The sequence below is a fragment of the Thalassolituus sp. genome, assembly GCF_984348125.1.
On record NZ_CFHJLR010000006.1, the window covers coordinates 16,783 to 43,441 of the forward strand.

The 26,659-nt window shown below is 51.5% G+C and carries 20 protein-coding genes; 3 read left to right on the plus strand and 17 right to left on the minus strand.

Features of this window, described 5'->3' with window-relative positions:
- Positions 1-6: 6 nt before the first annotated feature.
- The 3 genes from AC5E51_RS05880 to AC5E51_RS05890 form a co-directional block, all read right to left on the minus strand.
- Entirely contained in the window at positions 7-1,026 is a 1,020-nt protein-coding gene (locus AC5E51_RS05880; protein ID WP_297533375.1) for an SPFH domain-containing protein, read from the minus strand.
- A 20-nt stretch (positions 1,027-1,046) separates the two neighbouring features.
- On the minus strand, positions 1,047-2,423 hold the full coding sequence (locus tag AC5E51_RS05885; protein WP_491778268.1) for a nicotinate phosphoribosyltransferase: 1,377 nt from the start codon (positions 2,421-2,423) through the stop codon (positions 1,047-1,049).
- Between the two features lie 187 nt (positions 2,424-2,610).
- Entirely contained in the window at positions 2,611-3,675 is a 1,065-nt protein-coding gene (locus AC5E51_RS05890; protein WP_297533373.1) for a bifunctional nicotinamide-nucleotide adenylyltransferase/Nudix hydroxylase, read from the minus strand.
- A gap of 129 nt (positions 3,676-3,804) precedes the next feature.
- Here AC5E51_RS05890 and AC5E51_RS05895 point away from each other — a divergent pair, with 129 nt between their 5' ends.
- Positions 3,805-4,533 carry an NUDIX hydrolase gene (locus AC5E51_RS05895; protein WP_297533372.1) on the plus strand — a complete coding sequence of 243 codons (729 nt, stop codon included), beginning with the start codon at positions 3,805-3,807 and terminating at the stop codon, positions 4,531-4,533.
- A gap of 6 nt (positions 4,534-4,539) precedes the next feature.
- Here the strand turns inward: AC5E51_RS05895 and ureG are convergent, their stop codons facing one another.
- The 11 genes from ureG to AC5E51_RS05950 all read right to left on the minus strand — a co-directional run bounded on the left by ureG (position 4,540) and on the right by AC5E51_RS05950 (position 11,643).
- Positions 4,540-5,181 carry an urease accessory protein UreG gene (gene ureG / locus AC5E51_RS05900; RefSeq protein WP_068437049.1) on the minus strand — a complete coding sequence of 214 codons (642 nt, stop codon included), beginning with the start codon at positions 5,179-5,181 and terminating at the stop codon, positions 4,540-4,542.
- Between the two features lie 50 nt (positions 5,182-5,231).
- A complete protein-coding gene (locus tag AC5E51_RS05905) occupies positions 5,232-5,918 on the minus strand; it encodes an urease accessory protein UreF (protein ID WP_068437051.1) in 687 nt (228 codons plus the stop codon).
- Between the two features lie 6 nt (positions 5,919-5,924).
- On the minus strand, positions 5,925-6,152 hold the full coding sequence (locus tag AC5E51_RS05910) for a hypothetical protein (RefSeq protein WP_068437053.1): 228 nt from the start codon (positions 6,150-6,152) through the stop codon (positions 5,925-5,927).
- A gap of 35 nt (positions 6,153-6,187) precedes the next feature.
- Positions 6,188-6,709, minus strand: a complete 522-nt coding sequence (ureE, locus tag AC5E51_RS05915) for an urease accessory protein UreE (RefSeq protein WP_491778269.1) — start codon at positions 6,707-6,709, stop codon at positions 6,188-6,190.
- 37 nt (positions 6,710-6,746) lie between these two features.
- On the minus strand, positions 6,747-8,462 hold the full coding sequence (gene ureC, locus AC5E51_RS05920; RefSeq protein WP_297533371.1) for an urease subunit alpha: 1,716 nt from the start codon (positions 8,460-8,462) through the stop codon (positions 6,747-6,749).
- On the minus strand, positions 8,462-8,767 hold the full coding sequence (locus tag AC5E51_RS05925; RefSeq protein ID WP_068437061.1) for an urease subunit beta: 306 nt from the start codon (positions 8,765-8,767) through the stop codon (positions 8,462-8,464). Before AC5E51_RS05925 ends, ureC begins: the two co-directional genes overlap by 1 nt.
- A 32-nt stretch (positions 8,768-8,799) precedes the next feature.
- A complete protein-coding gene (ureA, locus tag AC5E51_RS05930; protein ID WP_068437063.1) occupies positions 8,800-9,102 on the minus strand; it encodes an urease subunit gamma in 303 nt (100 codons plus the stop codon).
- Positions 9,103-9,113: 11 nt separating this feature from the next.
- Positions 9,114-9,965, minus strand: coding sequence for an urease accessory protein UreD (locus tag AC5E51_RS05935; RefSeq protein WP_301377911.1), 852 nt, complete (start codon positions 9,963-9,965; stop codon positions 9,114-9,116).
- Positions 9,966-10,086: 121 nt separating this feature from the next.
- On the minus strand, positions 10,087-10,920 hold the full coding sequence (locus tag AC5E51_RS05940; RefSeq protein WP_491778270.1) for a TlpA family protein disulfide reductase: 834 nt from the start codon (positions 10,918-10,920) through the stop codon (positions 10,087-10,089).
- Positions 10,921-10,947: 27 nt separating this feature from the next.
- Positions 10,948-11,214, minus strand: coding sequence for a TIGR03643 family protein (locus AC5E51_RS05945; RefSeq protein ID WP_301377909.1), 267 nt, complete (start codon positions 11,212-11,214; stop codon positions 10,948-10,950).
- A gap of 12 nt (positions 11,215-11,226) precedes the next feature.
- Positions 11,227-11,643 carry a response regulator gene (locus AC5E51_RS05950; protein WP_491778271.1) on the minus strand — a complete coding sequence of 139 codons (417 nt, stop codon included), beginning with the start codon at positions 11,641-11,643 and terminating at the stop codon, positions 11,227-11,229.
- A gap of 135 nt (positions 11,644-11,778) precedes the next feature.
- Between AC5E51_RS05950 and AC5E51_RS05955 the strand changes: the two genes are divergently transcribed.
- A complete protein-coding gene (locus tag AC5E51_RS05955; protein ID WP_491778272.1) occupies positions 11,779-13,335 on the plus strand; it encodes a PAS domain-containing sensor histidine kinase in 1,557 nt (518 codons plus the stop codon).
- 8 nt (positions 13,336-13,343) lie between these two features.
- On the opposite strand, the gene AC5E51_RS05960 is transcribed toward AC5E51_RS05955, so the two are convergent.
- Both AC5E51_RS05960 and AC5E51_RS05965 read right to left on the minus strand, forming a co-directional pair.
- Positions 13,344-16,397, minus strand: coding sequence for a chemotaxis protein CheB (locus AC5E51_RS05960; protein WP_491778273.1), 3,054 nt, complete (start codon positions 16,395-16,397; stop codon positions 13,344-13,346).
- 32 nt (positions 16,398-16,429) lie between these two features.
- Complete coding sequence (locus AC5E51_RS05965) at positions 16,430-19,024, minus strand: bifunctional diguanylate cyclase/phosphodiesterase (protein WP_491778274.1); 2,595 nt, start codon at positions 19,022-19,024, stop codon at positions 16,430-16,432.
- Positions 19,025-19,217: 193 nt separating this feature from the next.
- Between AC5E51_RS05965 and AC5E51_RS05970 the strand changes: the two genes are divergently transcribed.
- Entirely contained in the window at positions 19,218-19,991 is a 774-nt protein-coding gene (locus AC5E51_RS05970) for a CLCA_X family protein (protein ID WP_301377904.1), read from the plus strand.
- A 2-nt stretch (positions 19,992-19,993) separates the two neighbouring features.
- Here AC5E51_RS05970 and AC5E51_RS05975 read toward each other — a convergent pair whose 3' ends face one another.
- Complete coding sequence (locus AC5E51_RS05975) at positions 19,994-26,653, minus strand: beta strand repeat-containing protein (protein ID WP_491778275.1); 6,660 nt, start codon at positions 26,651-26,653, stop codon at positions 19,994-19,996.
- Positions 26,654-26,659 lie beyond the last annotated feature (6 nt).

The window sequence follows — 26,659 nt, forward strand, 5'->3', positions numbered from 1 at the left end:
CCGGCCTTACGACCGGCTCCGTTGCATCAGACCTTCCAGTAAATCTGGCGTGATATTCAGCTGACCAATTTTGCTGGCGTTACCCGCGAGTCCTTTGAATGCCTGAGCGATAATACGGTCTGGCTCCATGCCGGAATTCGAGATCGCTTCAACAAGCGCAGGGTCGAGCTTCGACAATGCCAGCATCATCTGCTCGATACCGTAGGCTTTAGCCACTCCCTGTTTCTTCTCGTTTTCAGTCGCCATATCGACCAGTTCTTTTCGTTTCACTTCAAGGGCCACATCCGCACTCATCTGTTCTTGCTGAATCTGGCGTCTTTTTTCCTGCAATGCGCGCTCTGCTTCAATCTTACTTTCACTGATCTCGCGACGCTTTTCTTCCACCGCTAACTCGGTACGTAACTCGCTTTCTTTGATCGTCCGTTCCTGCTCGATTGCGGATTTGCGTCGCGCATAGATCGCTTCATCCGCTTCACGCAGCAGCTCTTCCCTTGCCGCAGTTTCTAGCGCTCTGGCCGTCTCCGGCGCTGGGCGAATCGCCTGGATCGATAAGTCCACCAGCTCAATGCCGAGTGTTTCAAGGGTATTGGAGGCTGCCATCTCGGTACGAATCAGATCAACCAACTGGCGTGAGGCCCCAAGTGCATCCTGCAATTTCAGAGTCTGTATTTCAGACCGTGCAATAACCTGAGCAATATTCAGCACACGATTACTGAGCTTCTCCGGGTCTTCGCTGACATAGCCATTCGCGCTTTTATTCAACGAATAGTTCATCATCCCCGATATCTTTTCCGGATCACTGATACGGAAAACCAATTGCCCCTGTACCGATACTTCCTGATAGTCTGCGGTGGTTTCTTTCATAATAAACGGGGTTTCCTGCGTTGCCATTGGGACGGCAACCAGCGTTGTACCGGGTTCAAAATATACGAAGGATAACCCCCGCCCTTCTTGTTTTATTGCGCCTTTTCGATAGCGAAAAACATACGTCGTTGGTTCTGCTTTGTAATATCGGATATTCAACATGGTCAGTACTCCTTTACTGTTTATTGTTGCGCTGCACGCGCTCGGATTTCATCAAACGTGATCTGATTGAGCATGTCGCCATTGCGATACACTGTGATCAATTCGTTCTGTCGATTGCCAAGTTCAGATTCACGAACCGTTTGATAACCTTCATCGTCACGAACCAATGCAAGGCGACCACGTTTCGAGCGCTTGCCCGGATCAGTAATCGGATCTTTATATACATCTCGCCATTGGCCATTGATGCTGATCGCTGATGCCTTCATGGCAAACTTCTGGGTGTCACGATTCACTTTCTGAAGCAACTCGCCTCCCATACCAAAAGCGATATTTTCAGCGCTGATTTTCCGGGCTTTGAGCGCATCCAGAATCGCCGCGATAGATGCTGCATTGACACCATCACCCTGAATCAAGCGAACGCAATCTGGCAATACCCGGAATCCCATCGCGTTAACCCGATAACCGAACTTCGCCATTAAACGCTCAATGGCTTCAGGGACAATCTCCACCGGCTCGCCAGAATCAGGGCGCACGACCAGGGTACCGCCCATAGTCTCAACCTGTTCTTTCAACTCGCCGCCCCAGATATTGTCGATGGCATTCCAGATATCATAGGAATCACTAACGACGGCAACTAAGCGCCCTTCGCCGCCGAACTGCGCGATCATGTTGGCGTAAGCGTCGGATTCGCCGTCTTTGCCCCAGCTCGTGATAGTGCTGTGTTCCGCCGCTGGTATCGAAAAACCCGCCATGTCCACTCCGTACGCACGACGTGCTGCGATAATGCCGGAAAGTGTATCGGTACCCGAAAAGTTAACTAAGTGTGCAGCGCCACCCAAAGCGGCTGTCTCTTCAGAACTCGCACCGCGGGCGCCAAAGTCGTGCAGTTTGAATTCAATACCGTCAGTGCTGCCGGCAGTGTCTTCCATGTAACGGGCAATAATGTTTCGGCATTCTTTCGATACCGTAGCAACCGTTGTTGGGTACCAGACAGCGCGGAGCAGTGCCGTTTCAATGTAGCTGGTCAACCAGGCACATTTAGGGTCGGTGTTAATGACCTGAACCATGACGTTACCGGTCGGCAATATAGTGCCTTCTTTCACCGCCTGAATTTCGAGCGGTAAGTAACCGTTATAAGTCTCGAGAATGTATTCCCAACCAGCGCGGTTAAACGGAACACCGTGTGCGGTGAAAACTGCATCAGCTTCATCAATATCAGCCGCGGTTATTGGCGTGGTCAGATATTCTTTAATAAACGCCTGCAGGCCGAAGAAGAGAGTCTCGCTGTATACGCCACCACGGGACTCGATGTAGCTGGATACAAACTCGGCACCCTGTGGGAACTGAGCAAAGTGAGAGGCTTTGTAAGAATCGGTATTCAGAATCAGGTTTTTCATGACGGAGCTCCTCCAGTCGTTTTATGAAACAACGCCGGTCTATCCAGTGTTGTTGTTCGTTGTCAGGTAGCGGTTCCCGCTGCCGATGAACATATAGTGGCGTACAGCCACTATATTGTCAACAAAAAAATCCGGAGAAGCTTCCGGATCTTTTCACAACCCCGCTCTGGCAGTGCCGAAGCAGTGCTCAGCCGGTACCCAGCATGTCCTGAATCACAAAATAGTGATCTTCGAACATATCCTGAGGTTTCAGGTCTCCCAGCGGCATCCAGCACGCCTGGCGAGCATCATCACTGCCCTTCACTTTCGGTAGCGATGCATTGGGTTCCAACTCAATATAGAAAGCGTGAGTGATAGTACGCCCACGGGCAGAACGATAAGGATCATCAAACACCGCCTGCTTACGGATAGAGCCTTTTAACACTGGCGCAGGGACTTTAAGGCGCGTCTCTTCACGTAACTCCCGCAGGCAGGCATCCAACAAACGCTCATGCGGATCAACAAACCCGCCTGGCAGAGCCCACAAACCTTTGCCCGGATTCGCGCGCCGCTCAACCAGAAGAATATGCCCAGACTGCACCAATACTGCGTCCACGGTTACAAAGGTCGGAGCATAAGGAGCTGCCTCCCAGGCCGTTTTATACTTGTGAACGAAGGCGATTTCCTCACAGATCTGTGCGTAGCCTGGGGAGGACCGGCTGAACTCATCCAGCCAGCTAACCACAGGGGCTGGCAGCAGTCCGTCATTGATCATTGCGCCCAACTCCTGCTCTTTCCCCTGAGAGAAGAATGCTTCACGGATAGGCGTTGCGCTGATGCTTCGATAGTTATCCACACCAATGCTCTGCCACTGCGGAAATAAACTGAGATAAAAGCCCGTCTGATCTTTCTTATGGCCGATCAGCGCGATCTTTGCAGGTTTATGAGGCGTCGAATAGTGAGCGGTTACCAACCCTGAAACTGTGGTCTGCACGTTACGCACCCAGACTTCATCGTTGTACGGCACATCCATCAAGGGAACGCAGATCAGACGCTGGTTTTCATCTTCTGACAAGCAGGTACGAATCATATGTTCACGCTCACTGTGCAACCAGGGGTTACGCGGATTCCGAGCCTGCCAGGACGAACCAATCAGCACGATCAGTTTGTCAGCCTGCTTTAATCCGGACTGGATGACCTGTAAATGCCCCTGATGAAAGGGCTGAAAACGGCCAATAAAGACCGCAAAATCGAATTTCTTGTCTATCGGCATACAGCAAGCTCCTTGCCGTTGATAATCTTACTGCCGGTCTATCCGGCATGTGAGTCCACCATCTAAATTGATCTTATCGTGGATAGCGCTGTATTATTGGCCAATCGCCACTATTGTCAAGTAACTCTCATGCCCGAATCACCTGAGCAGTCGTCCCTCGATAGCTATAACCCGAAAGAGTTCGATACCCCAATTTACTCAGTAGATATAGCTATTTTCACCCTCCATGAGGGCCAACTAAAAGTGCTTATTGTGGAGCGCAACGAATACCCTTATAAAGACTACTGGGCACTGCCGGGTGGTTTCGTTGACTTGAAGAAAGATAGCAACATTAACGCAACAGCCCGCCGGAAGCTGGTATCCAAAACCGGCGTCGATGCCCCATTACTGGAACAGGTGTCGACGATCGGCAATGCCCACCGCGATCCCAGACACTGGAGTATTACCACACTCTACATGGCGTTAATCCCATACGCACCGACCGCTGAGTTTATTGAGGCAGTGAATGAAGCGCGCTGGTTTCCAATAGAAGAAATCGAACAGTTACAACTCGCCTTCGATCACTCTGAACTACTTCAACTCGCTAGGGAGCGCCTGAAAAATAAGACGGCTTACACCGTATTACCGATACACGTTCTGAAACGCCCGTTCTCATTGTCGCAGTTACAGAAAGCGTTCGAGCTACTTATGGATACGGAATTAGAAAAGAAATCGTTCCGGCGAAGACTGTTGAACGCCGACGTATTAAAAGAAGTCGGAGAAGGTATACCAGACGGGGGCAAAGGTCGCCCCGCTGCACTTTACGAACCCGCAGATGGCTCAGAGAACCATCTGTTTGTTCGTGTATTTGGAGACTGAAGACAATCAGCCCGCCATTTTCTCCGCATGACTCTTCAGCATTCCTTCACGGGTGATAAAGCTGATGATGTCGTTCAGGCCTTCGATGTCTGTGCGCAGATTCGAGAACACATAAGGCTTCTCGCCACGCATACGCTTGGTATCGGAGTCCATAATGCTCAGGTTCGCACCCACCAGCTCAGCCAGGTCGATTTTATTAATCACCAGCAGGTCTGACTTGGTAATACCCGGGCCACCCTTGCGTGGAATCTTCTCGCCCGAAGCTACGTCGATCACGTAGATAGTGAGATCCGCCAGTTCAGGGCTGAAGGTTGCCGAAAGGTTGTCACCGCCACTTTCAACGAACACCACATCCAGATTACCGAATTTCTTTGCCAGCGTTTCTACCGCCGCAAGGTTCATCGATGCGTCTTCACGAATCGCCGTATGCGGGCAGCCACCTGTTTCAACGCCGACGATACGCTCTGGCTCCAAAGCTTCCGCCTGAGTCAGGATACGCTGGTCTTCTTTGGTGTAAATATCGTTGGTTACCACAGCAATATGATAGTCGTCGCGCATGGCTTTACACAGCTGCTCTAACAGTGCAGTTTTTCCTGAGCCCACCGGGCCGCCAATACCAACACGGAGTGGAGATTTGTAATCAGCCATTTTTATTTCCTGTTTTATCAATTCTTTAATTCTGGTTTTTCCCGCTATTTTTATGAGCGGAACAAACGACAATATTGTGTTTCATGCAGACTGCTGGCAATCGCTTGCGCTGGTGAAGAAGCCCCGATGTCATCATCTTCAACATCGAACGCCTCCTCACAGGCCGTACTCAGATAATCCGTAAAGCGGAACAGTACCCGCTGCCCATCACTCTGCCCTAGGGGAATAAGCTTAACGGCACCAATAACCATATTCTCAAGCCAACTCCATAGGTACCCTCTCAGCATATCTTCGCGGGATATATTCCACTTGTAGCAAGCGAGTGCGAAGCCTGTGAGCTGGCTGATATCCATAGCACCGCGCCAGACCGGGTCACTTAACTCTGGCCAGGCAGCGGCTTCAGGCAGCTTATCCAGCAGAGCAGAAAACGCCTGACCCCGCTGCTGTTCTTCTGCGCGCAATTCACTGGTTTCCCGGCAGGAAAGAAGATAGGCCGACCAGTCATGGCAACCCTGCGCATCTTTATTTTCAATGCAGTCTGCGATACGTAGAAGCAGGGGTAGCTCCATCGTCACCATGGTGCCGCTGAGTACAGAATCCAGCCATGCATACAGGCTTTCTGCATCTTTAATCCAGCCACTTTCTACGGCCCATTCCATCCCCTGTGAATAAGTGAATGCGCCAATAGGCAATGACGGGCTGATCAGTTGCTGCAAGCGAAAGTAGGCTGCGGACATAGCGTATTACTTGTCTGCGTTCTCAGAATTCGCACGCGCTTTCTGGCTACGCACAAACATCGCCACACCACTACCGATGACCAGTACAGCGCCAAGCAACATCAACAAGTGGTCGGCATCAAATAGAGAGTGATGCACCAGACCACCCAAAGATTCGCCGGAGTGATCACCTTCGTGCGCGAATGCAACAGTAGACATTGCAGAAGCCGCGAGGCCAGCCAGTAATTTTTTCATTTCAAATCTCCAATCGATATTTCAACCACTCGCATTCAGTGCGAGTGGCTATGTGTATGTGAATGGTCATCATGGTCGTGCCCATGGTGGTGATGCCCACCGCCCTGCTGATAGGCGCCCGACTCAGGCTCAAAAGGAGCCTGCTCACAGATCACCTCTGCAGCTTCGGAGGCAACCGGCAGCTGACGCACCATATCTTCAAGGACATGATCATGCTGGAAGCGCAACCAGCCAGACTCGATCTGCAACGGAACGTGACGATTACCCAGGTGATAGGCGATTTTTGCCAGTAACAGAGGATCTGCACAGCGAACAGTAGATACCGTTTCATCAGCAGCCACTACTCGTACCAATATTCCCTGCCCATCAGTAATGATGTCACCACCACGCAGCAGAGTACCGCGTTCTAAAAATAAGCCGGCTTCAGCGCCGTCTTCCAGCGTTACTCGCTGACGACTCTTAATGCGCAGATCAATCGGGAGGCTCAGTGTTTTCGCTGCAGATAAATCTGCGTGCGACACTTCGTGAGCGGTTAATTTTTTAATCAGTTCAATCATGTTTTTCTTCAATTTAAAAAAGCGGCTTTGCCTTTAATTAGAATAAAAAGTATCTCTGCGCCATAGGCAATACTTCCGCAGGTTCACAGGTCAGCAACTCACCGTTCGCACGCACTTCGTACGTCTGAGGGTCGACCGAAATATCCGGCTGCCAATCGTTAAGCACCATGCTCGCTTTGGTTGCAGTACGGCAGCCTTTCACCACACCAATCAGATTTTTCAGACCCAGCTTCTCCGGCACACCCGCATCCAGCGCGGCCTGTGAAATAAAGGTCATGCTGGTTGCGTTACGGGTTTTACCGTAAGAACCAAACATCGGACGATAGTGGACAGGCTGTGGCGTCGGAATAGACGCATTCGGGTCACCCATTTTTGCCATCGCAATAAACCCGCCTTTCAAAATCAGGTCGGGTTTAACACCAAAGAATGCCGGGCTCCAGACCACCAGGTCAGCAAGTTTTCCGACTTCGACGGAACCGATTTCGTGCGACATACCGTGGGCAATGGCAGGGTTAATGGTGTATTTCGCGATATAACGTTTTACCCGGAAGTTATCATGAGTTTCCGGGTCTTCAGGGAGATTGCCACGCTGTACTTTCATTTTGTGCGCAGTCTGCCAGGTACGGGTCACCACTTCGCCAACACGCCCCATCGCCTGAGAGTCTGACGAAATCATCGAGAATGCGCCCAGGTCGTGAAGAATATCTTCCGCAGCAATGGTTTCAACACGAATACGTGACTCAGCAAAGGCAACGTCTTCTGGAATGCTTGGATCAAGGTGGTGACACACCATCAGCATATCGAGGTGTTCGTCTGCTGTATTTACAGTATACGGGCGCGTTGGGTTGGTTGACGACGGCAACACATTAGACAGCCCGGCGGCTTTAATAATGTCCGGCGCGTGACCACCACCCGCACCCTCAGTGTGGTACGTGTGAATGGTACGACCTTTAAATGCAGCAATGGTGTCTTCAACAAAACCCGACTCGTTCAGAGTATCGGTGTGAATCGCGATCTGGGTGTCGGTTTCTTCTGCCACCGTGAGTGCGCAGTCAATCGACGCTGGCGTTGTTCCCCAATCTTCGTGCAATTTAAGACCAATCGCTCCCGCTGCAATCTGCTCACGCAGACCTTCAGGTTGACTGGCATTGCCCTTACCCAGAAAACCAAGGTTCATCGGAAATTCGTCAGCAGCTTCAAGCATGCGCGCCATATTCCAGGGGCCCGGCGTTACCGTTGTTGCGTTGGTGCCTGTTGTCGGGCCTGTGCCACCTCCCAGCATGGTCGTGACACCGGATGCCAGTGCTTCTTCGATCTGCTGTGGGCAAATAAAGTGAATATGAGAGTCGATACCACCCGCCGTGACGATCTTACCTTCTGCAGCAATCACGTCGGTACCCGGACCAACTTCAATGGTGACGTCCGGCTGAACATCTGGATTACCGGCTTTACCAATGGCGGCAATACGCCCACCTTTAATACCGATGTCTGCCTTATAAATTCCGGTGTAATCGATGACCAGAGCATTCGTCATGACACAATCCATGACTTTTTCTGAGGTGCTTTGTGATTGCCCCATGCCGTCACGAATTACTTTACCACCGCCGAATTTTACTTCATCGCCGTACGTCGTATAGTCGTTCTCAACTTCAATCCAGAGTTCAGTATCCGCAAGGCGCACTTTATCGCCCTTTGTGGGCCCGAACATATCGGCATAGGCCTGACGCGAAATCGTTTTATTGCTGTCCGTCATTACAGGTCTCCCATCACTTTGCCCTGGAATCCATACACTTTCCGTGCACCGGTATACTCAACTAATTCCACCGTTCGCGTTTGCCCCGGTTCAATGCGGACTGCGGTTCCCGCAGGAATATTGAGTCGGTAGCCGCGGGTCTTTTCACGATCAAATGTCAGTGAATTATTCACTTCGTAAAAGTGATAGTGAGATCCAACCTGAATAGGACGATCGCCCGTATTCGCCACTTCTATTTCTAACGTCTGACGACCTTCATTGAGTGTGATACTGCCTTCCGCAGCCTTAACTTCACCAGGTATCATTGCGTGCTCCTCAATCCGTTAAACTGCCGTGATCAGACAATAGGGTTATGAACAGTGACTAACTTAGTACCATCGGGGAAAGTCGCTTCGACCTGCACTTCGTGAATCATTTCGGGTACACCTTCCATCACGTCATCGCGGGTAAGGAGAGTCCGGCCATGCCCCATTAATTCAGAGACAGTCCGACCATCACGAGCGCCTTCCATAATCGCCGCGGTAATAAAGGCGACGGCTTCCGGATAATTCAGTTTTACTCCCCGAGCCATACGACGCTCGGCTAACAGAGCAGCGGTAAAAATAAGTAACTTGTCTTTCTCTCTTGGTGTCAGTTCCATAAGTCTGCCTGTCAGGTATTCCAGATTCGCGGAATTTCCGCCCCTTTATTTAATACTTTCTGGCGCAGCAGTTGCCACACCGGAATCATTAACGACTGCATTTTTTCAGTGCTGATGCCCAGCACTCTCAGAACAATCAGATCATCCAGCAGGGTCAGCCCAGCAGGAAGTGGGCTTTCCAGCTTCGTCTGCGCCTCAGCGAGAACATCGCGGCAGGCCTCCAGTAGTGCTTCAGTACCGCCAGTCGCCACAAACAGCCCCTGCATCGGATAGTCCCGCAATCCTGCAGCCGCACTGAGATGCTTAGGATCAGAGACCAACAGGTGATCGCTCAACAAGGGCCGTCCGTTGCGTCGGACAAAAAACTTCGAGTGCACCTTGCCATGCAGAAAGCGTTCTTCATTAACCGGCCGCCCGAAGCAGCTGATTTCCCAGCCCATGAAATGAGCATCATCCTCAAGATCGATCTGAGTTTTTGCTTTCACTTTGGCGCCGGTAAAGAAAATGCTCTCCTGAGGGAACCATTCCAGTGCACAGCCTGCACCAATATGAAGCACCTGTGTTACATCCGCGGTCGCGCCTGCACTCAGATAGAACTTGGTAGCTCCCGGCGTAGTAAACAAACCATGAGCGTTCTGACAGCATTCAATATCAATCGATAAGCCATCTCCGCCCACAACGCCGCCCGGTGGATGCAGAAGATAAATGTGACTGGTTTCGCCCTCAGGGTAGAAGGGGCGCTGCACGCGGAGGGGGCCATGGTGCGTCAGACCAGCCATCACGGTTCGCTCGCCTCGCTTTTCAAGGCGCATATTCATCTTGGCTTGCCAGCCGGGTCGAACGTTTTTTACAGCCTGCAACATGGTCTGAATCAGGTATCCACGATTGTATTCACTTTATTGTGCACTAACAGAGCAAAATGCAGGCCAGATGCACCAAAAAGAGAAGCCTTTGAGTACCAGGGCTTAATAACTCGGCAAGAAGTCAGAAATGGGTGGGAAGTGAAAGGCCAGAACCCTGGGTAAGGAGCTGTTCAAGAGTAGCAGCCGACATCGCTCCCATACGGCCATTCAGCAGCTTACCCTCCTTGTTAAATACGAGAGTCACAGGCAAAGCGCTCTGGCCAAACCAGTGCCCCATACGTCCTTCCATATCGAGCCATAGGTTATCAAACTGATACCCCTCCGCTTCGATAAAGGCTGCGACCTCAGCCTTGCTCTCCCCCTGGTTGAGCATAACAAAACGTACATGTGGGTAGGCTTGCTGGGCTTGTTCAAACACTTCCATTTCAGCCCTGCACGTCGGACACCAGGTCGCCCACAGATTCACAACCGTGACATTCGCAACATCAGACCTGAGCGGAAAAGACTTACCCGTCAGGTCGTTAAAGCTGTATTCCGGCCACAGATCTGGCGTGCTATGAGTGAATTTAAACAAGCTGAATCCTGCGCCAATCCATAGCAGAGCAATCGTTACCATGACGATTAGTGGCCTACGCCATGCTACTTCCCTTAGCAGCATGTGCCCGATACCCAGTGCGATAACCACCAGGAATGCGATGGGCTCGAATCCTCGGTCACGGATATCTACAATAGCGAATGCGGGTGTTTCCGCGGCAAAGTACTGATCGCGGTATTGGACGACGAATACCATGCGCGAGATCACCAATGCGACAAACACTCTCGAGATAATGCGATCAACCAGGCCGGGGACTCCGTCGGGTAAAACACGATTCGCAACGGCCATCAGCAATAGCGCGCTGAGGCCTAGAAAAGGAACCAGAGGGAAACTGACACCAAAGATCGAAAGACTGTTCAAAGTGCTACTCTGCGGCGCTTGTATAGATCAGCGATGCTTGTATTGAGTCGGGCAGTAGGCACGGTCGATACCTGCAGGCCGCAAAGCAAGATGCTTAGTGGCCCGGCCACTGACTCGTTTGCGCCACATGCGGAAAGATGAAGGCTTCATCTCTCTGCGCATAAGAACGATGACCTCTTTTTCTGGCAGCCCGAAAAGAGTTTCGATCGCCTCAAAGGGCGTTCGGTCCTCCCAGGCCATCTCAATGATTCGTGATATATCTTCTGCGGAAAAATGGCGATCGGAGCCTGTCACACTTGTTACCTCTCAACCTGCGTCCGCTGATCCATCACCCAATATTCGACGCAGAATCATATTCACATCCGCACTCTGAAACGTCTTGCGGATATACCCTGCTACATCATACTCATCGGCGCGTTCCAGATCGCGATCAGCCTCAGATGTCGTCATAACCCAGACGGGGAGGTCGCGATAGGCTTGCAGCTCAACATTACAACGAAGCTTCTTCAAAAGCTCAAAACCGGATATACGTGGCATATTTATGTCCAGCACAATGACAGATGACTTACTCAACCGGCCTTCGATAAGAAGGTTGAGTGCTTCTTCACCATCGTTCGCAACGATGAGCTTCGGCGGATTACTGACGCGTTGCAGCGCACGGCGTATCGCCATCACATCAACGTCGTCATCATCGACCAGAAATATTTCATCTATCTCAGACATCCGGTTGTCACCTTCAAAGTACTGCACCACAATAGCTTACCACTGCGTAAAACTACAAGAAGTCAGTGTTCGACTCACATGAGATAAGAGTCACCTGATAAAAGAGTTCACCGGAAGAAGTCACAGGGAGTCATCATGTCAAAGGAAACCCATTACCTCTACACTGAGCTCTCCAATAAACTGAGAGAAGATGCCGATCTGTTCGACTGGTTCGAGCTGGGCGCCACCGATGGTCTCTGGTATTGGGACCTCACAGACCCCGAGCAAGAGTGGCTGAGCCCCCAGTTCAAAAGAGTCTTCGGTTATAAAAACGACGAAATTCCACATACCTCAGCCTGGTGGCAGGAAAATATCTTCCCCGAAGATCTACCCGGCGTACTGGACAATTTTGAAAAGCATAAAGCTGACCCAAACCACCCCTACGACCAGGTCGTCAGATACCGGCACAAGGATGGCCACACTGTCTGGATACGCTGTCGCGGGCTGATCATCCGGGATGAGAATAACCAACCAACGCGCATGCTTGGCGCCCACACAGATCTGACTGAGCTGATGCGTGCCCGGGAGCAACTGGTTGCTATCGGTAAAGAACTCGAGGCCAGCCTTGAAGACGTCAGCGAAACCAACAAGGTTGTACTGGAAACTGCCGGCATCGGTATCTGGCTCTGGGATCTGACAACCGATCAGATTATCTGGGACGATACCATGCTTGAGCTCTATCAGCTCGATACTGACGGACAGGCCTTGCAGTACGAACATTGGCGCGGCGCGGTTCACCCCGATGATATCGAAGACATCGAACAGCGTATGCAAGCCGCGATCAAGGGTGAGCGCTTCTTCAGAACAGAAATTCGTGTGCCACTCCGTGATGGCAGCATTCGCTACATCAAGTCTGCTGCTGAGATTTTTTATAACGAAGCTGGCGAGCCACTACGAATGCGAGGTGCAAACTGGGACATCACAGAAGAAAAACTGAGGGAACAGGAGCTTGAGCGTTCCAATCGTGACCTCGAACGATTCGCTTATGTCGCCTCTCACGACCTTAAAGCACCTCTGCGTGGCATTCGCCAGCTAGCATCCTGGATAGAAGAAGACCTCCCGGATCCACCTGAATCCGTCAAAAGTCATATAAGCATGATGAATAAACGGGTCGCCCGCCTTGAGCACCTACTCGAAGATATACTCACCTACTCCAGGTCTGGATCTGAGACTAACAACCCAACTGAAGAAGTGAATTTTGATTCACTCATTCGCGAAATATTCGAATCTCTTTGCCCTGATCGTACTCTTACACTGAACATAACAAGCATCCCCCCTCAAAGGGTACCGTCGCCCACCAAGCTGTCTCAGGTGCTACAGAACCTGCTGAGTAACGCAATAAAGCATAAAGGCGACAGCTCAGAACATCTGCTTGTCACGACAGCCGTAGATAAAGGTCGTGTCGTTATTGAGGTAATGGATCAGAACCCGCAGATACCCGAGGAGTATCGCCAGCGCATTTTTGAGATGTTTCAGACATTACGCCCTCGGGATCAGGTCGAGGGCAGCGGCATGGGCCTGGCCATTGCCGAAAGGATCGTCAATAGCATGGGGGGCTCGCTGTCATACCACCCCGCCCCTGTAGATCAGAAAACTGCGAATATAAGATACAGTAATGTATTTTCGTTTACCTGGCCTCACGAAAATACCTGATCGCAGGATCAGGTATCACTGGAAACGCTTAACTCTTCGATAGAGGCTTGCACTTTTCTGCGCTCGATAGCGTAGTCGATACTTCTCACAATAAGCTGGGTAGTCAATTCGTCTTTATTCAGGAAATCGAACACTCCAGATTCCAGAAAAGATGGATCAACATCGTCTTCTGAATACCCCGACATCAATACACACGGTGTGTCCTGTACATATTCACTGGCTTGATCAAGGAAGTCTTTCGCTGTTCCGCCCGGTAATCGATAGTCCAACAGACAAACATCGAACGCTGAACTACTCACAGCTTTTACGGCCTCATCTATCTGACCAAACGTCTGAATGTTATAGGTACGATCACCTATATCGGTGAGCATCCGCTGAATACGCAACTGATCGACTTCGTCGTCTTCCAGCAATAGTACTGACAGCTCTGATCGGTCATGATCAATCAGTAACTGTGCACTGCCTTCCAGCACCACATCACGAAGCTGGCTCTGGGCTCGCTCGAGTGCAGCCTCAACAAAACGCTGACGCGATATATTCGTCAATGTAATAACAATACCGCGACTGATGCGACCACCCGAATTGCGATAAGGAAGAATACGAACGAGAACAGCACTCTCAGTACGGGTATAAACCGCCCGTTCGATAGTTTCACCGTTAGTACTTACAGAGACAACATCGCTTATCAAGTCATGATACTTCAAATCATGCGAAATATGGTGAAAAGGACGACCGACATCATTCTCCATCAGGTGGATATACTGTTTCGCAACCGATGTAAACTTACGGATAGATAATGACTCATCAAGGAAAACAATACCGATATTCGTCGCATTGATGACACTATCAAGATCATCATTCAACTCGGTAAGCTGAGTGATTTTCTCCTGATATTCACTGTTAACGGTATACAATTCTTCATTGACTGACTGCAGTTCCTCATTAGTGCTCTGCAGCTCTTCATTAGCGGACATCAATTCTTCGTTCGCAGACTGCAGCTCCTCATTCGTGGTTTCCAGCTCTTCGATGGTCACCTGCAAGTGCTCCTGCTTTTTCACCAGTTCAGCCTCAAGATCCATGATGCGATGACGCGAACTTTCCTGTGCATCGAAAGAAACACCTGGCTTAGCAATGACCCGTTCTGCATTTTCATTAATCTGAAACTGAATCACATAGTTTGTTGAAGTCATGGGTGATTCACGGTCACCCGAACGTACAATCAACACAGACAGATTAAGATTAAGATCCTCGCCATCGTCGTCATGCAAAATAACGTCAGTGTAAAAGATGTCTTCCCGGCACTTTTCACAGCGATACAGAGCAGTCGAAACCGCGACAGATAAGTCCTCGTGAATAATATCGTTGATATTATTACTGACTTTTCCTGCTCCCATAGGGCGCACAAAGCGGCTGACATCACCATAGACATGAACAGCTTCAAAGGTATCGTTTAATACAATACATGCAGGCACAAACTCTTTTAACAGGCGGTCCTGCACCAGCGAGAGCGGGCCAGAAACAGCTTTAGATGCGCGAGTAACACTATTGAAAGGTTGCATTGATACCGGACTGGCCAACTTTCCGGTGAACGTAATACCTGGCGGTGTGCTACCAACAGGTACACGCTGATTCGATATCTTCTGGAATAGCTTATTACGGTCACTAACCTGATCGAAGTGCGACTTCAGGTCCCCCATACTTTCAGAGGGGCCAAGCCATAGATAACCCTTGTACCGAAGTGCAAAGAACAGCGACGACAGCACGCGCTTCTGAGCACCTTGCTGGAAATAGATCAATACATTCCGGCAAGTCACTAAATCAATATTAGAGAACGGAGGATCTTCAAGCATGTTATGCGTTGCGAAGATTACCGACTCCCTGATGCTACGGACAATCTGAAAGCCGCCGGGACGACCTTCAAAATATTTTTCGAGGCGCTCTTCAGAGACATCAAACTGAATGTCCTCGGAGTACAACCCCGTACTCGCTTCTGCAATGGCGTTTGAATCTACATCTGTTGCGAAAATACTGACTTTGCAATCAAGCTCTTCTTTTTCAATATATTCTCTGAACAGGATTGCCAGACTGTAAGCTTCTTCACCGGTAGAGCAACCCGCAACCCAGATACGTAGAGATTTGTCGCGCTCCATAACACTGGCGACCAAATCAGGGATCACCCGCCCATAGATGTAATCAAACACCTCTTCATCACGGAAAAATCGGGTGACACCAATCAGCAGTTCTTTACTGAGAATCTGCAGTTCTTTGGGTGACTCGAGCAATAGACGATGATAAGAATTCAGGCCATTAAGCTGATTAATCCCAAGGCGGCGCTCAATACGCCTGGCAACAGTAGAAGCTTTATACTGAGAGAAGTTAATTGATGACTGTCGCTTCAGAAGTTTGAAAATATCATCGTAAGCCTGATTATCTTCCTCATTTTCACTTCGTACAGGCTGTGCACCTGAGATATAGGGGTGTTGGAAGAAGCGAACTAAATTTTCGCCTATGTCAGTAGCCGGTAAGATCAGATCAGCCAGCCCTGTATTCAATGCACTGCGCGGCATGCCATCGAATTTAGCAGAATCTGGCTCCTGAACAATAACCAGTCCGCCCTCCTCTTTCAGCGACTTAATACCACGCGTGCCATCGCTTCCCGTACCAGACAAAACGATACCGACCGCTCGATGGCCATAATTCTGAGCGAGTGATTTAAAAAAGAAATTAATGGGCATTTGAGGTGGTGATTCTGGCATCGCATCCGTCAACAGAAGCTTGCCATCGGCGATCATCATGTTTTTTCGCGGAGGCATCAGATAGATGTGATCGGGGTATATCTCGGTAGAATCAGATATCTGCTGAATCGGCATATCGGAGTAGCGACTCAGTAATTCCGGGACCATGCTCTTGTAGTCAGGCGACAGATGTTGCACAACAATAAAGGCCACCCCTGTGTCTGAGGGTGTATTGGCAAACAAATCCTGAAGTGCCTCAAGCCCCCCAGCCGATGCGCCGATGCCAATGTAGTGAGTAGGGGATACAGCGTCGGGGGCATTGCTCATCTGGGTCCATCCGGGAGGTTCAGTTATCAGGGTTATTTCACTGGCAGCTCATCTAGAATACCTGAGATTTCGACTGGCTCAACAGGTGGTGAGAACAAAAAGCCCTGCTGTAGTACACAGCCTTGATCCAGCAACCAGTCACTGGTGTCTTTATCTTCAACACCTTCAGCAATAATCCCAAGTTCAAGCGACTCTGCCAGACTCAGGACAGCGCGCATAATTCGTTGCTTACTTTCGAGAGACATCAGGTCAGCGACGCACGACTGATCAATTTTGATACAACATATCGGCATCTTCTGCAGGTGCATCAGTGCCGAATACCCTGTACCAAAGTCGTCAAGATGAATACTGAAGCCCTGACGAGCCAGGCTATCTAATGCGACAGCTGCTTTGTCAGGATCAGCCAATAGGGCTTTCTCTTTCACTTCAAGGACAAACCAGGAGGCATTCAGATTGTATTTACGTACGAGGCGTATGATTTCATCGGTCAATTCATCATTCAGGAACTGTCTTTCTGACAGGTTTATTGATACTTTCAGGCCGTTCTCAAGCTGCTCTCGCCACTGTTGACTCTGCCTGAACACCTCGCCAAACAGCCAACGTGAAAAATCAATAATCAAACCGGATTCTTCAATCTGTTTGATAAATACCGAAGGGCTGACGTTATTACCGGCATCAGTATTCCAGCGGGTCAAAGCTTCAATGCCAATTATCGTACCGCTACGGGCGCTGAACCAGGGCTGAAAAACGATATTAAAGTCTTCTTCGACACTCGCCTTAACACTTTGCCTTAAACTCATCATCATATGAGCATCGCGATTAAGTTCTGACGTATAGAAGCGATACTGATTGCGACCCGACTCTTTGGCCTTGTACAACGCGATGTCGGCCTGTTTCAGAAATTGCTTCCGGTCAGTCATTTCCTCAACAACCGCAATGCCAATACTGCAGGTCACGTATACATTTTTCTCACCCAGACTAAAGGGCTCAGCCAAGGCTTTAAGCAATTTCTCTGCGACCATTTTTACCGCAGCCTGATTACTCAGGTGAGTAAGAATCACAGTAAATTCGTCGCCACCCACACGTGAAATGGTGTCCACTTTACGAATTTGATCCCGCAGGCGCTGGGCAACCTGTATAAGAAGGTCATCACCCGCATCATGCCCAAGGGTGTCATTGATATGCTTAAAATTGTCGAGGTCGATAAACATCAGGGCGACAGGGCCATAGCGCTCCGACTCTTTAAGCGCCGAAGTCAGGCGAGCGTGAAAACTGGTGCGGTTTGTAAGACCCGTTAACTGATCATGCTCTGCAATTTCGCGCAGTCGCTGCTCTTTTCTCAGGTAGTCGGTAATATCACTCTGCGTCATCAACAGACCATCGATGCCACCTGTTTCGTCATACAACATGCATGCACTGACCGACGCCCAGCGAACATCGCCCAAGGGCGTCTGAAACCTTACATCCCCGGTGTACCGCCCGTGACCGGCAGCTTCTTTTCTTACGCTGTCCAGAAACCGGTCACAGTCGAGCTGGTGTACCGCATTCACCCAGCCAACGCCCATCATTTCATCCGCTGTCATACCGACAAAATCACACCAGGTATCGTTAACATAGGTACACTCCCAGGCCCGATTCAGCTGCAGGATTCCGACCGGCGCAAGTGTGGTCAATGCGCGTAAACGCTGCTGAGTCTCTCGAAATTCAGACGCGGATCGCATTTGCTCTGAAATATCATCGATCACTACACCCCGGCAGTCATTTCCGAAAAGTCCGCATGGAAACACCCGCAGGTCAGCCAGTTTCTTCGCTCCGTTAGTCGAGCGCACTGTGACGCCACGAATAACTGACAGAGCTGCCTTGCTATCGGCATTAGCTTTTAAAAGACCTGTGCCGTTAACCAAACTGACAATGGAGTAATCAAAAAACTGCTCTATCTGTTGTCCGATAATCTTATTTCGGGGAACCTGAAGCATCTCTGACGCTGCGCGGTTACAGCGAATAATGCCGCCACTTTCGTCGACAAGAATCACGCCGTCAAACAGCGAGTTGAACAACTTCTCCATCGACACTTCTGACGCCTTAGCCACGGGCTCCGGCCTGCCATGCTTCAATGCCTTCGACCAAGTCATTCTCAACAAACAGCAGGCAGCCGTGACGAACGGTCTTAGTCGCTCAGCGACCAGATTTTCTGGGTTTTCGGGCAGATTGCAGAGGTAAATCACCCCGTATAAGTTACGTACGTCCGCCAGTGGGATACATAGAACGTTTTCAATGGGATGATCACCATTTAATACCGGGTGGCCATCGGGCAGACCGTCTGCAGATGCGATAAAGCGTCCACTGCGAAACTGAAATAACAGGGCATGGGGAATGGTACGACTTGTTGCAATGGCCGGTTCAAGCTCAAAATCGCGGGCGAGACTGCCGTAGCCGGCGAGGTCCCAGTGAACGTTTCCGCCTTCCATGGGCTGAACTTCATAGACGTAACCAAACTCAGCCTTGAGTAAGTGTCCCAGCTCCTGTAAGCACCGGGACAAAATCGTATCCGCCCCCTGAGTGCTTAACAAAAGCCTCTCAAGATTCGAGATGGATTGTCTCAACTGATGATCGGTTCTACGGTTCACATTAGTCATCCCTTATAGCACTATCCCTGCTGGCCACCCTTCAATCGGTGGGGTCAACTTCCTCTGAGGCGTCACATCCCTGGCCACTGAACTATAGCCCGCGAATACGACATGTCCAGAAAGGCCAATAAAATAACGTACAATTACCGTATAACTTACATTACATTTCGGTCAACGCTACTCTGACACAGCCATGATCTACCCCATTACACGTAACGGGCCGCAGCATCGTTCTGCGGACGAATACATCTCGTTCCGTGAGGTACGTGAACGCTTCGGCTTCTACGCCGTCAAAACCGGGCGCTGGGTAACCGCCAGTGAACAACAGCAAGCTGCAGTGCATTTCTACGATGCACTCTGTGATCTTATGCACATCCTCGGGGTTCCCGAGACTGTGATTTCATTGAGGGGGTCTATCGCCCTGCACTTCGGCACCGGAGGCCGCCGAGGTGTAGCAGCGCACTACAGCCCTCAGGAACGTGCGTTTGCTCTGGCCAAGAATGCCGGGCCGGGGAGTATCGCCCATGAATGGTTTCATGCCTTCGACCATTACATTGCACAACAGGCTTTTGCCGACCTGCCTGCAAGCCGCTTTGCCTCACCAGAGTGGCTCAATCAAAAAGCCACACCAGTAGCTCACCCTCTCAACGATCTCCTTTTTGCTTGCTTCCGGGCAGTCATCCTCGACCCTACCGGCGACGCCCCTAGCGATCTTTTCAGCGCCTCAGCCAAGGCTGACCGTGCATCAGGTATTCTTTACTATTCTCGCCCGGAGGAGATGACTGCCAGAGCGTTTGAAGCCTTCGTTCAGGACGCGCCTATCAAGAATAACTTTCTGGTCAAAGGCACAAAAAAGTCACGTGAGGCCGAGCTGGGGTTATACCCTTCTGGCTCCCTGCGGCAGAGAATTAACCAAGCCTTCGCTCGCTATTTCTCTGCCCTTGGACAAGCGCTTTCTCCGCGTTGATATCAAAAGCGCTGACGGAAGCCCACACTGTAAAAGTTCACCTCTTCCGAGAATGCTGTAAACATTAACTCCACGTATCCTTCGCGCCCCAGAGGGTAATCAACCCCAAGACTCCATGCCGGCATCGTGGCTGATTCTTTATCAATATTCAGGCCTTTGTGACCTTCATATTCCATACGATTCACTCCCACCTTAACCTGCGGCCGGAAGCCAGAATATTGAATCGCCTCTGGACGGTAACCGAGGAATATTGCCTGACTCTGATAACTGACCCAGCCAGTACCAACACCCGCATCACCCAGCTCGGTAAGAGCAACTTCCGCGCTCAACTCGCTGTTCAGGTGATAACCGGCGTTGAGCTGAAACCCGAGGCCTTCGCGGTCAGTTAACTCAAGGCCAGGGCCAACGATATTCGTATCGTATTTACTCAGACCAACCGCAGTGCCGATACTCCAGTGGTTGTTATCATTCTCTGCTTTCACCGCCTGAGCCGCTAACAGTAAAGGCAGCGTTGCCGCCAGTATTGGCTTGCGACGCACCGCCACCAGCACTAACCCCAGGGCAAACAGGGTGGCCAGACCAGCACTACCAACGCCTGTCGATACTTCAACGTCGTTATCAGAATTCACCGATGCATCAACATCATCGTCCACGCCATCACCATCGGCATCGTTGTTACCCGGCGCCTGACCATTACCCGGTCCCGGATCTACCGGCAGAGAGATATCGTCATCAACACTGTCGTGAATGCCATCGTTATCTGCATCGTCATCCAGATAGTCGACCAGCCCATCGCCATCGAGGTCAGGTAGTTCACGATCATCGCGCACGCCATTGTTGTTGGTGTCGGTACCATAGGTCACGCCATTGATTTCGGCATCGAAGCCGTCATCAATGCCGTCACCGTCGGCATCTTCGCCAGTGAAGAATTGCGCCAGCTCAGCGTTTTCTTCGATGTCTGAGATGTTGTCGTTGTCATCATCCGGATCAAGGTGATTCGGGATACCATCGCCATCGAAGTCTTTGGCAGAGCCAAAGGCGCCGATCGCGTTATCAACAACATCCATTAATCCATCGAGATCAACATCCGTAGTGCTATCGAGCTGACCATCACCGTCCTGATCCAGCGCCGCAACCATGGTTGCAGTGAAGACGGCAGACTGGCTGATATCAGGGTCTGTACCGTTACTCAGTAGTTGCAGGAAGTCTGCACGGCTATCGCTGTCTGTGTCAGGCAGGTCATTGGCATCCTCAATAAGGGCAGTGCCATCATCGACCAGGGCATCATCATTGCTATCGGAAAGACCAGCCTCAATAACATCCGGCACACTGTCGTTGTCGGAATCGATATCAAGAGAATTGATCAGGCCATCGCCGTCGGTATCCACTTCGGCATTTCTGGCTGCGAGAACCGAGGCCGCTCCGGAAACCGCACCCGGAGCTACTGGTGTACCTGTCGCATCAGCCGCAAAGTAATCCACCAGCTCTTCCAGCGTATCGAATTCATCAATCACACCATCCAGGTTGGCATCGCTGAAGTCTCTTGAATCTGGGTAGCCATCGCCGTCCTGATCAAAGTCGAAGAGATTTACAATGCCGTCGGCATCATCGTCGTCCATGGCGCCAAGGGCATCGACTTCGAGATTGTCGCGGATCCCGTCATTATCGGCGTCGACATCGTCACGATCATCAATGCCGTCGCGGTCGGTGTCTTTAAGACCATCGTCTTCAACCAGATTCGGCAGACCGTCTTTGTCGTCGTCCTGACCTTCCATAATGGTATCGACCAGTGCTTCAAGTTCGCTGAGTTCATCGATGTCGGTCACCGCTGCCTGCTGACTGACGGCACGATTCAGAATCGACATAATGCGGTTCAGTTCATCATCACTCGGGCCACTCAGACCGACATTACCGTAGTCATCAAACGACGCTGGCGTCGATGGTGAGCCCACACTGTCGCCGATGTTGTTCCAGGCGTTCTGCTCGATGCTGATAATCACACCGGTCAGTGCAGAGGTGACATTTTCGGCATAACCTGCGTCATCGGTATATACAGCGTTAACGCTCAACTGGTTCCCCACATCACTGGCTTGCAGCGTGTAGGTTTCGGCATTGCCAACGCTGTTTCCGTCAGACACCCAATCGTAGGTAACGGCTCCACTGACGCCATCGCTGTCAGACAACTGAGCGGCCAGAGTCTGGCCTTCAATCTCATCACCGCTAATCGCAATCGTCGGTACGTTATTGGTATCTACCGACACGGATGCGGAAGCTTCGTTGCCGTTGGTCGCAGCATCTTCAGCGACATCCGCAGCGATACTCAGGTTTACCGGAGAGCCGACGACGTTCGGGGTAACCTTCGCGGTATAAGTCGTGCCAGAGCCGGCAAACTCACTCAGGCTGCCGCCCGCTATCGTGATGTCCCCCACAACAAAATCAGACACTGACTCGCTGAAGGTCACTGTAATATCGAACGGATCAGGCGATGCGGTCGGTGCGGTAATGCTGACCGTAGGTCGCGTAGTATCAACGGTAAAGGCATCTGACGTGGCCGGTGCGGCACTGGCGTTACCTGCTCCGTCCTCTGCCGTACCCGCAGCAATATCGATGGCCAGAGTACCGTCGCCACTGAAGTCACTCAGAGTCACGGTTCTCGACATTGGCCCGCTTCCCGTCACGGTAATCGTGCCCGCAGCGGCATCTCCCGTCGATGTCACGGCGATGTCGTCAGCACTCAGGCTGATGCTATCAGCGTCTGTGTACTGGACCACATAAGTAATCGCGGTACTGGACGTTAACGTTGCTGATGGCGCCTGAATGTTCACCGCAGGTGCCGTGTTATCGACGGTGTAGGTTTCATCCGTCGCGGGCTCAGTCGCTGGCAGTGCATTGCCCGCCAGGTCAGTGATCCCCGACGTTGCGGCGAGGTTAAGCCCAACCGTGCCATCCAGAGCAGATAAATCGCCCCCGGTAACCGTGACGTCATATGTCGTGTCAGTAATTTTTGCCGTGACAACAGTCGCGGTTGTTCCGGACACGGAGAAACTTGTCGGCATGACACCGCTAACGGCCTCATTAAATTCCACGCGCCAGGTCAGTGAGTCACTGGAGGTGACTTCATCAACCGGGTTGTGGCGACGGAATGACTGCAACGCTGGCGCTGTGGTATCAACCTTATAGGCCGATGTATCAGGCAGAGAAGGCAATGTGGTATCCAGCGCATTACCCGCACTGTCTTCAATCACTGCAGCATTCATGGCCAGACTGTTAATAGCAAAGCCATCACCGTCGTTGTCCCCGTCGACCACCGTATAGGTGAAATCAAATCGCTGAGTGCCCGACCCCGTACGATACAGAGCATCCACTTCACGACTACCTACCTGTAATTTGATCGCTGGAATACCACCATTCCCCAGCGTGATCACTTTATCTGCTACCAGTGTGACAGTAATTTCATCACCTGCTTTCGCATGGTTCGGAGCAGTGACCTCAAGACCAGAAATTGACGGTGGAATCGCATCCACTTTCAGATTGCTGGTATCCGGGGTCACATAGCTTGTCAGGTCAACACGGTTGCCCGCAGCGTCTGCAAAATATCCACCGTTCGGTTCAATCGCCGTCATGCTGATGCCGTCGGTATCAACATCGCCAGCCAGAGCGGTATAGGTAAAGGTCGCGAACACACCAGAGAAAGAAGTGGGCGCCGTTGCATAACGGATTTCGCCACCCACATCGAGAGCAATTCGAGGGCTGCCACCCGTGGTATTCAGAGTGACATCTTCGGAGAAGCGCAGAATAAAGTCGTGCGTCCCGCCGGCTGGGATTGTTGCTGTGGCGCTGGTGTTGATCACACTGATTACAGGCACTACCGCGTCGACCGTGATACCTGTTGTTGTCGCGACGTTATTCAACGCCGTATTCAGACCGTTACCGGCAGCATCGACTGCCGTTGAGCCTTTCAGATCCATGGTCAGCACTTCGATGCCGTCAGAATCTTCATCGCCCGGTTGTACGGCGTAGCGGAATACATGTGCTGCAGTTCCATTACCATCCAACAATGCGGCTTCGCGTAACTGCCCACCAATATTCAGATTCAATACAGGGCGAGCGCCAGTGGTCGTAACCGGCTCTGACAGGTTTACGGTAAAGTCGAACGTGCCACCTTCGCTGTATAAGCCATCAGCCGGCACCGCAACAGAGGTCACTACGGGCACAACAGCATCAACAAGCACGCCACTACTATCAACCGCACCCACTCCCAGAGCCAGATCATTTCCAGCAGCGTCCTGCAGGGTCGCACCGTTAGCCACTAGGTTGTTTACGGAAATGCCGTCACTATCCAGGTCACCAGCAGTCACGGTATAGGTAAAGGTCATATCTGTGCCGGAAGCACTTACCATGGATGCCTGACGGACTGTAGAGCCAACGACCAGTTCAAGCGAAGGCGTGCCTCCAGAAATGGTCAGTGCTTCGGATGCAGTAACCGTAAAGGCAAGCACATCCCCCACGGCATAGGTACCGGCAGCAGGTACAGTGACACTGCTGACAACGGGGGCCACACCGTCAACCAGAATGCCCGCGGTCGGGCCACGGCCATTCAGTGTCAGGTCCATCGCATTGCCCGCGGCGTCGGTCAGTGTTCCACCGTCCAGGGTCAGAGACAGTACTTCGATACCATCGGTGTCCAGATCGCCAACAGCGACCGTCGTACTGAACACCAGTGACTGGCTGCCGGAACCACTGCTGTAAGTAACTTTGCGCGGAGTGCCGCCAATCATCATATTGATTGCCGGACTGCCGCTGACGTTAACGGCTTCGTCAGTGTTCACCGTGAAACTCAGTACATCGCCAACACCGTAGGTCCCGTTGGTGGGAACGTCGACTGAAGTGACGGTTGGCGGCGTCAGGTCAGACGTTACAACGAAGGTACCCAGCGGCAATGTAGTGGCATTGCCGTTCGTGTCTTCCACGATCAGTGTACAGTCACTGTAGGTGCCATCAGCCAGCGGCGTAGTATTGTCGGTCTGCGTCAGGCGAACGGTGTACGTTCCGGGAGTTTTCAGTCCTGCATCTGCCACACCACACGAACCGCCGCCTGACAGGTAACCGGCTTCGTTCGAGGAGTAGGTGACTTCCGGACGGTGATCCGTGGTCGGTGAGGCAACCGGCGTGTTCAGAGTGAGTTCCGGAGCCAGAGTGTCGATGCTCAACGTCACCACAATAGGTGCCGAGGTATCTACCCCACCGTTGGCGGTACCACCGCTGTCGGTCACCGTGACGGAGTAGTAAGCGTAGCCTTCCGCATCCACCGCCGGGGTGAAGCGCAGTTCTCCTGTTGACGTAATGGACACGCCGGAAACAACATTATTTTCATCAAGGGTTTCTACCACCGAATAGGTAAATGTCTGGCCAGCTTCATCAGAACCACCTCCCGGCTGCGCTGTCGCATACCCCGGAATGGACCGCTGCGAGCCCCCTGTGCCACTGACGCGCTGCGTCGACGGAACAATCAGCGTTGGTGCATCGTTCACTGGAGTAATAGTGACATTCACAGCACGACTGTCGGTCGCCGAGCCATCATTGACGGTAACGGTAAAGGTATCACTGCCTGTGGCGTTGGCGTTCGGTGTGTATGTGACCGACGCAGGTGAGGCGCCGGTCGTCGGCGCTGACACTGACCCCGTTGCGCTGGCGGTGCCTTTCGTGGCCCCGCTCGCTGACCAGCTCAGTGTGCCCGTCGCGCCGGTTGCCGCAGCAAAATCCGCAGCGCTGAGTGCGGTAAGCCCGGCATCCTCAAGAATCATCAGAGACACTGCGCTGTCACCGCCGGTCATCTCCAGTGGATCTGGCGCTACACCCGTATCGATAAAGAAGGTGTCACTACGGGAATTACCATTTCCATCGGTAGCCGTTACGGTAATGGTCGCGCCACCACCGCCCACTACATTGTTGATCGCTATGGTGTAAGTATCGATCGCGACCGCGTCACGAGTAATCGTAATATCGGCATCGCGTACCGCGGCCTGGTTACTGGACGCGGCGGTCAATGAAATCGAGCTGAGGTTCTTGTCGGCCATTTCAAACAACTGAGAATCTGAGTTGCCGGGAAGAATCGTCATATCGACCAGAGTTTCCTGGCCAATACCGTCTTTGAAATGCGGGGGTTGCTCGTCCTGACCAGGAATCCAGTTCACGCTATAAGAGGAGGTACAGACAGAACTAAACACAATTGGAAACGTTCCGCCTGGGTAGTAATACGGTGCACCACTTTTCGTGCAACTAAGAAAATGCTTCCGGCCCGTCAAATCATCCAGGTCGCCACTTTCATATCCGGCCCTTTCTTCGCCAGCAGATAACAAGTCATTGCTGGCAAGAAAAGCGAGCGCGTCCTGATCCACTGTTCGTGAAACTGCTCGTGCATCCGCGCTACCGCCAAACGCTGAGAATGCTCTTGCCGCTTCAGGGCGACTGTGTTGCTCAACCTGAGAAACGACTGCACGCTTATTCAGGCCATTTCGGCTTACACTGGCTAAACGCGAAGAGGCATTGGCCATAGATGCAGAAAAAGGCGCAGAGAAAGGCACGGCCATGGCGATCATCGGCGCTATGGCTTTCAAGGGTGTCAACGCTCCTGGTCGTTTCTTATTGGTATTGTTATCCATAATGAA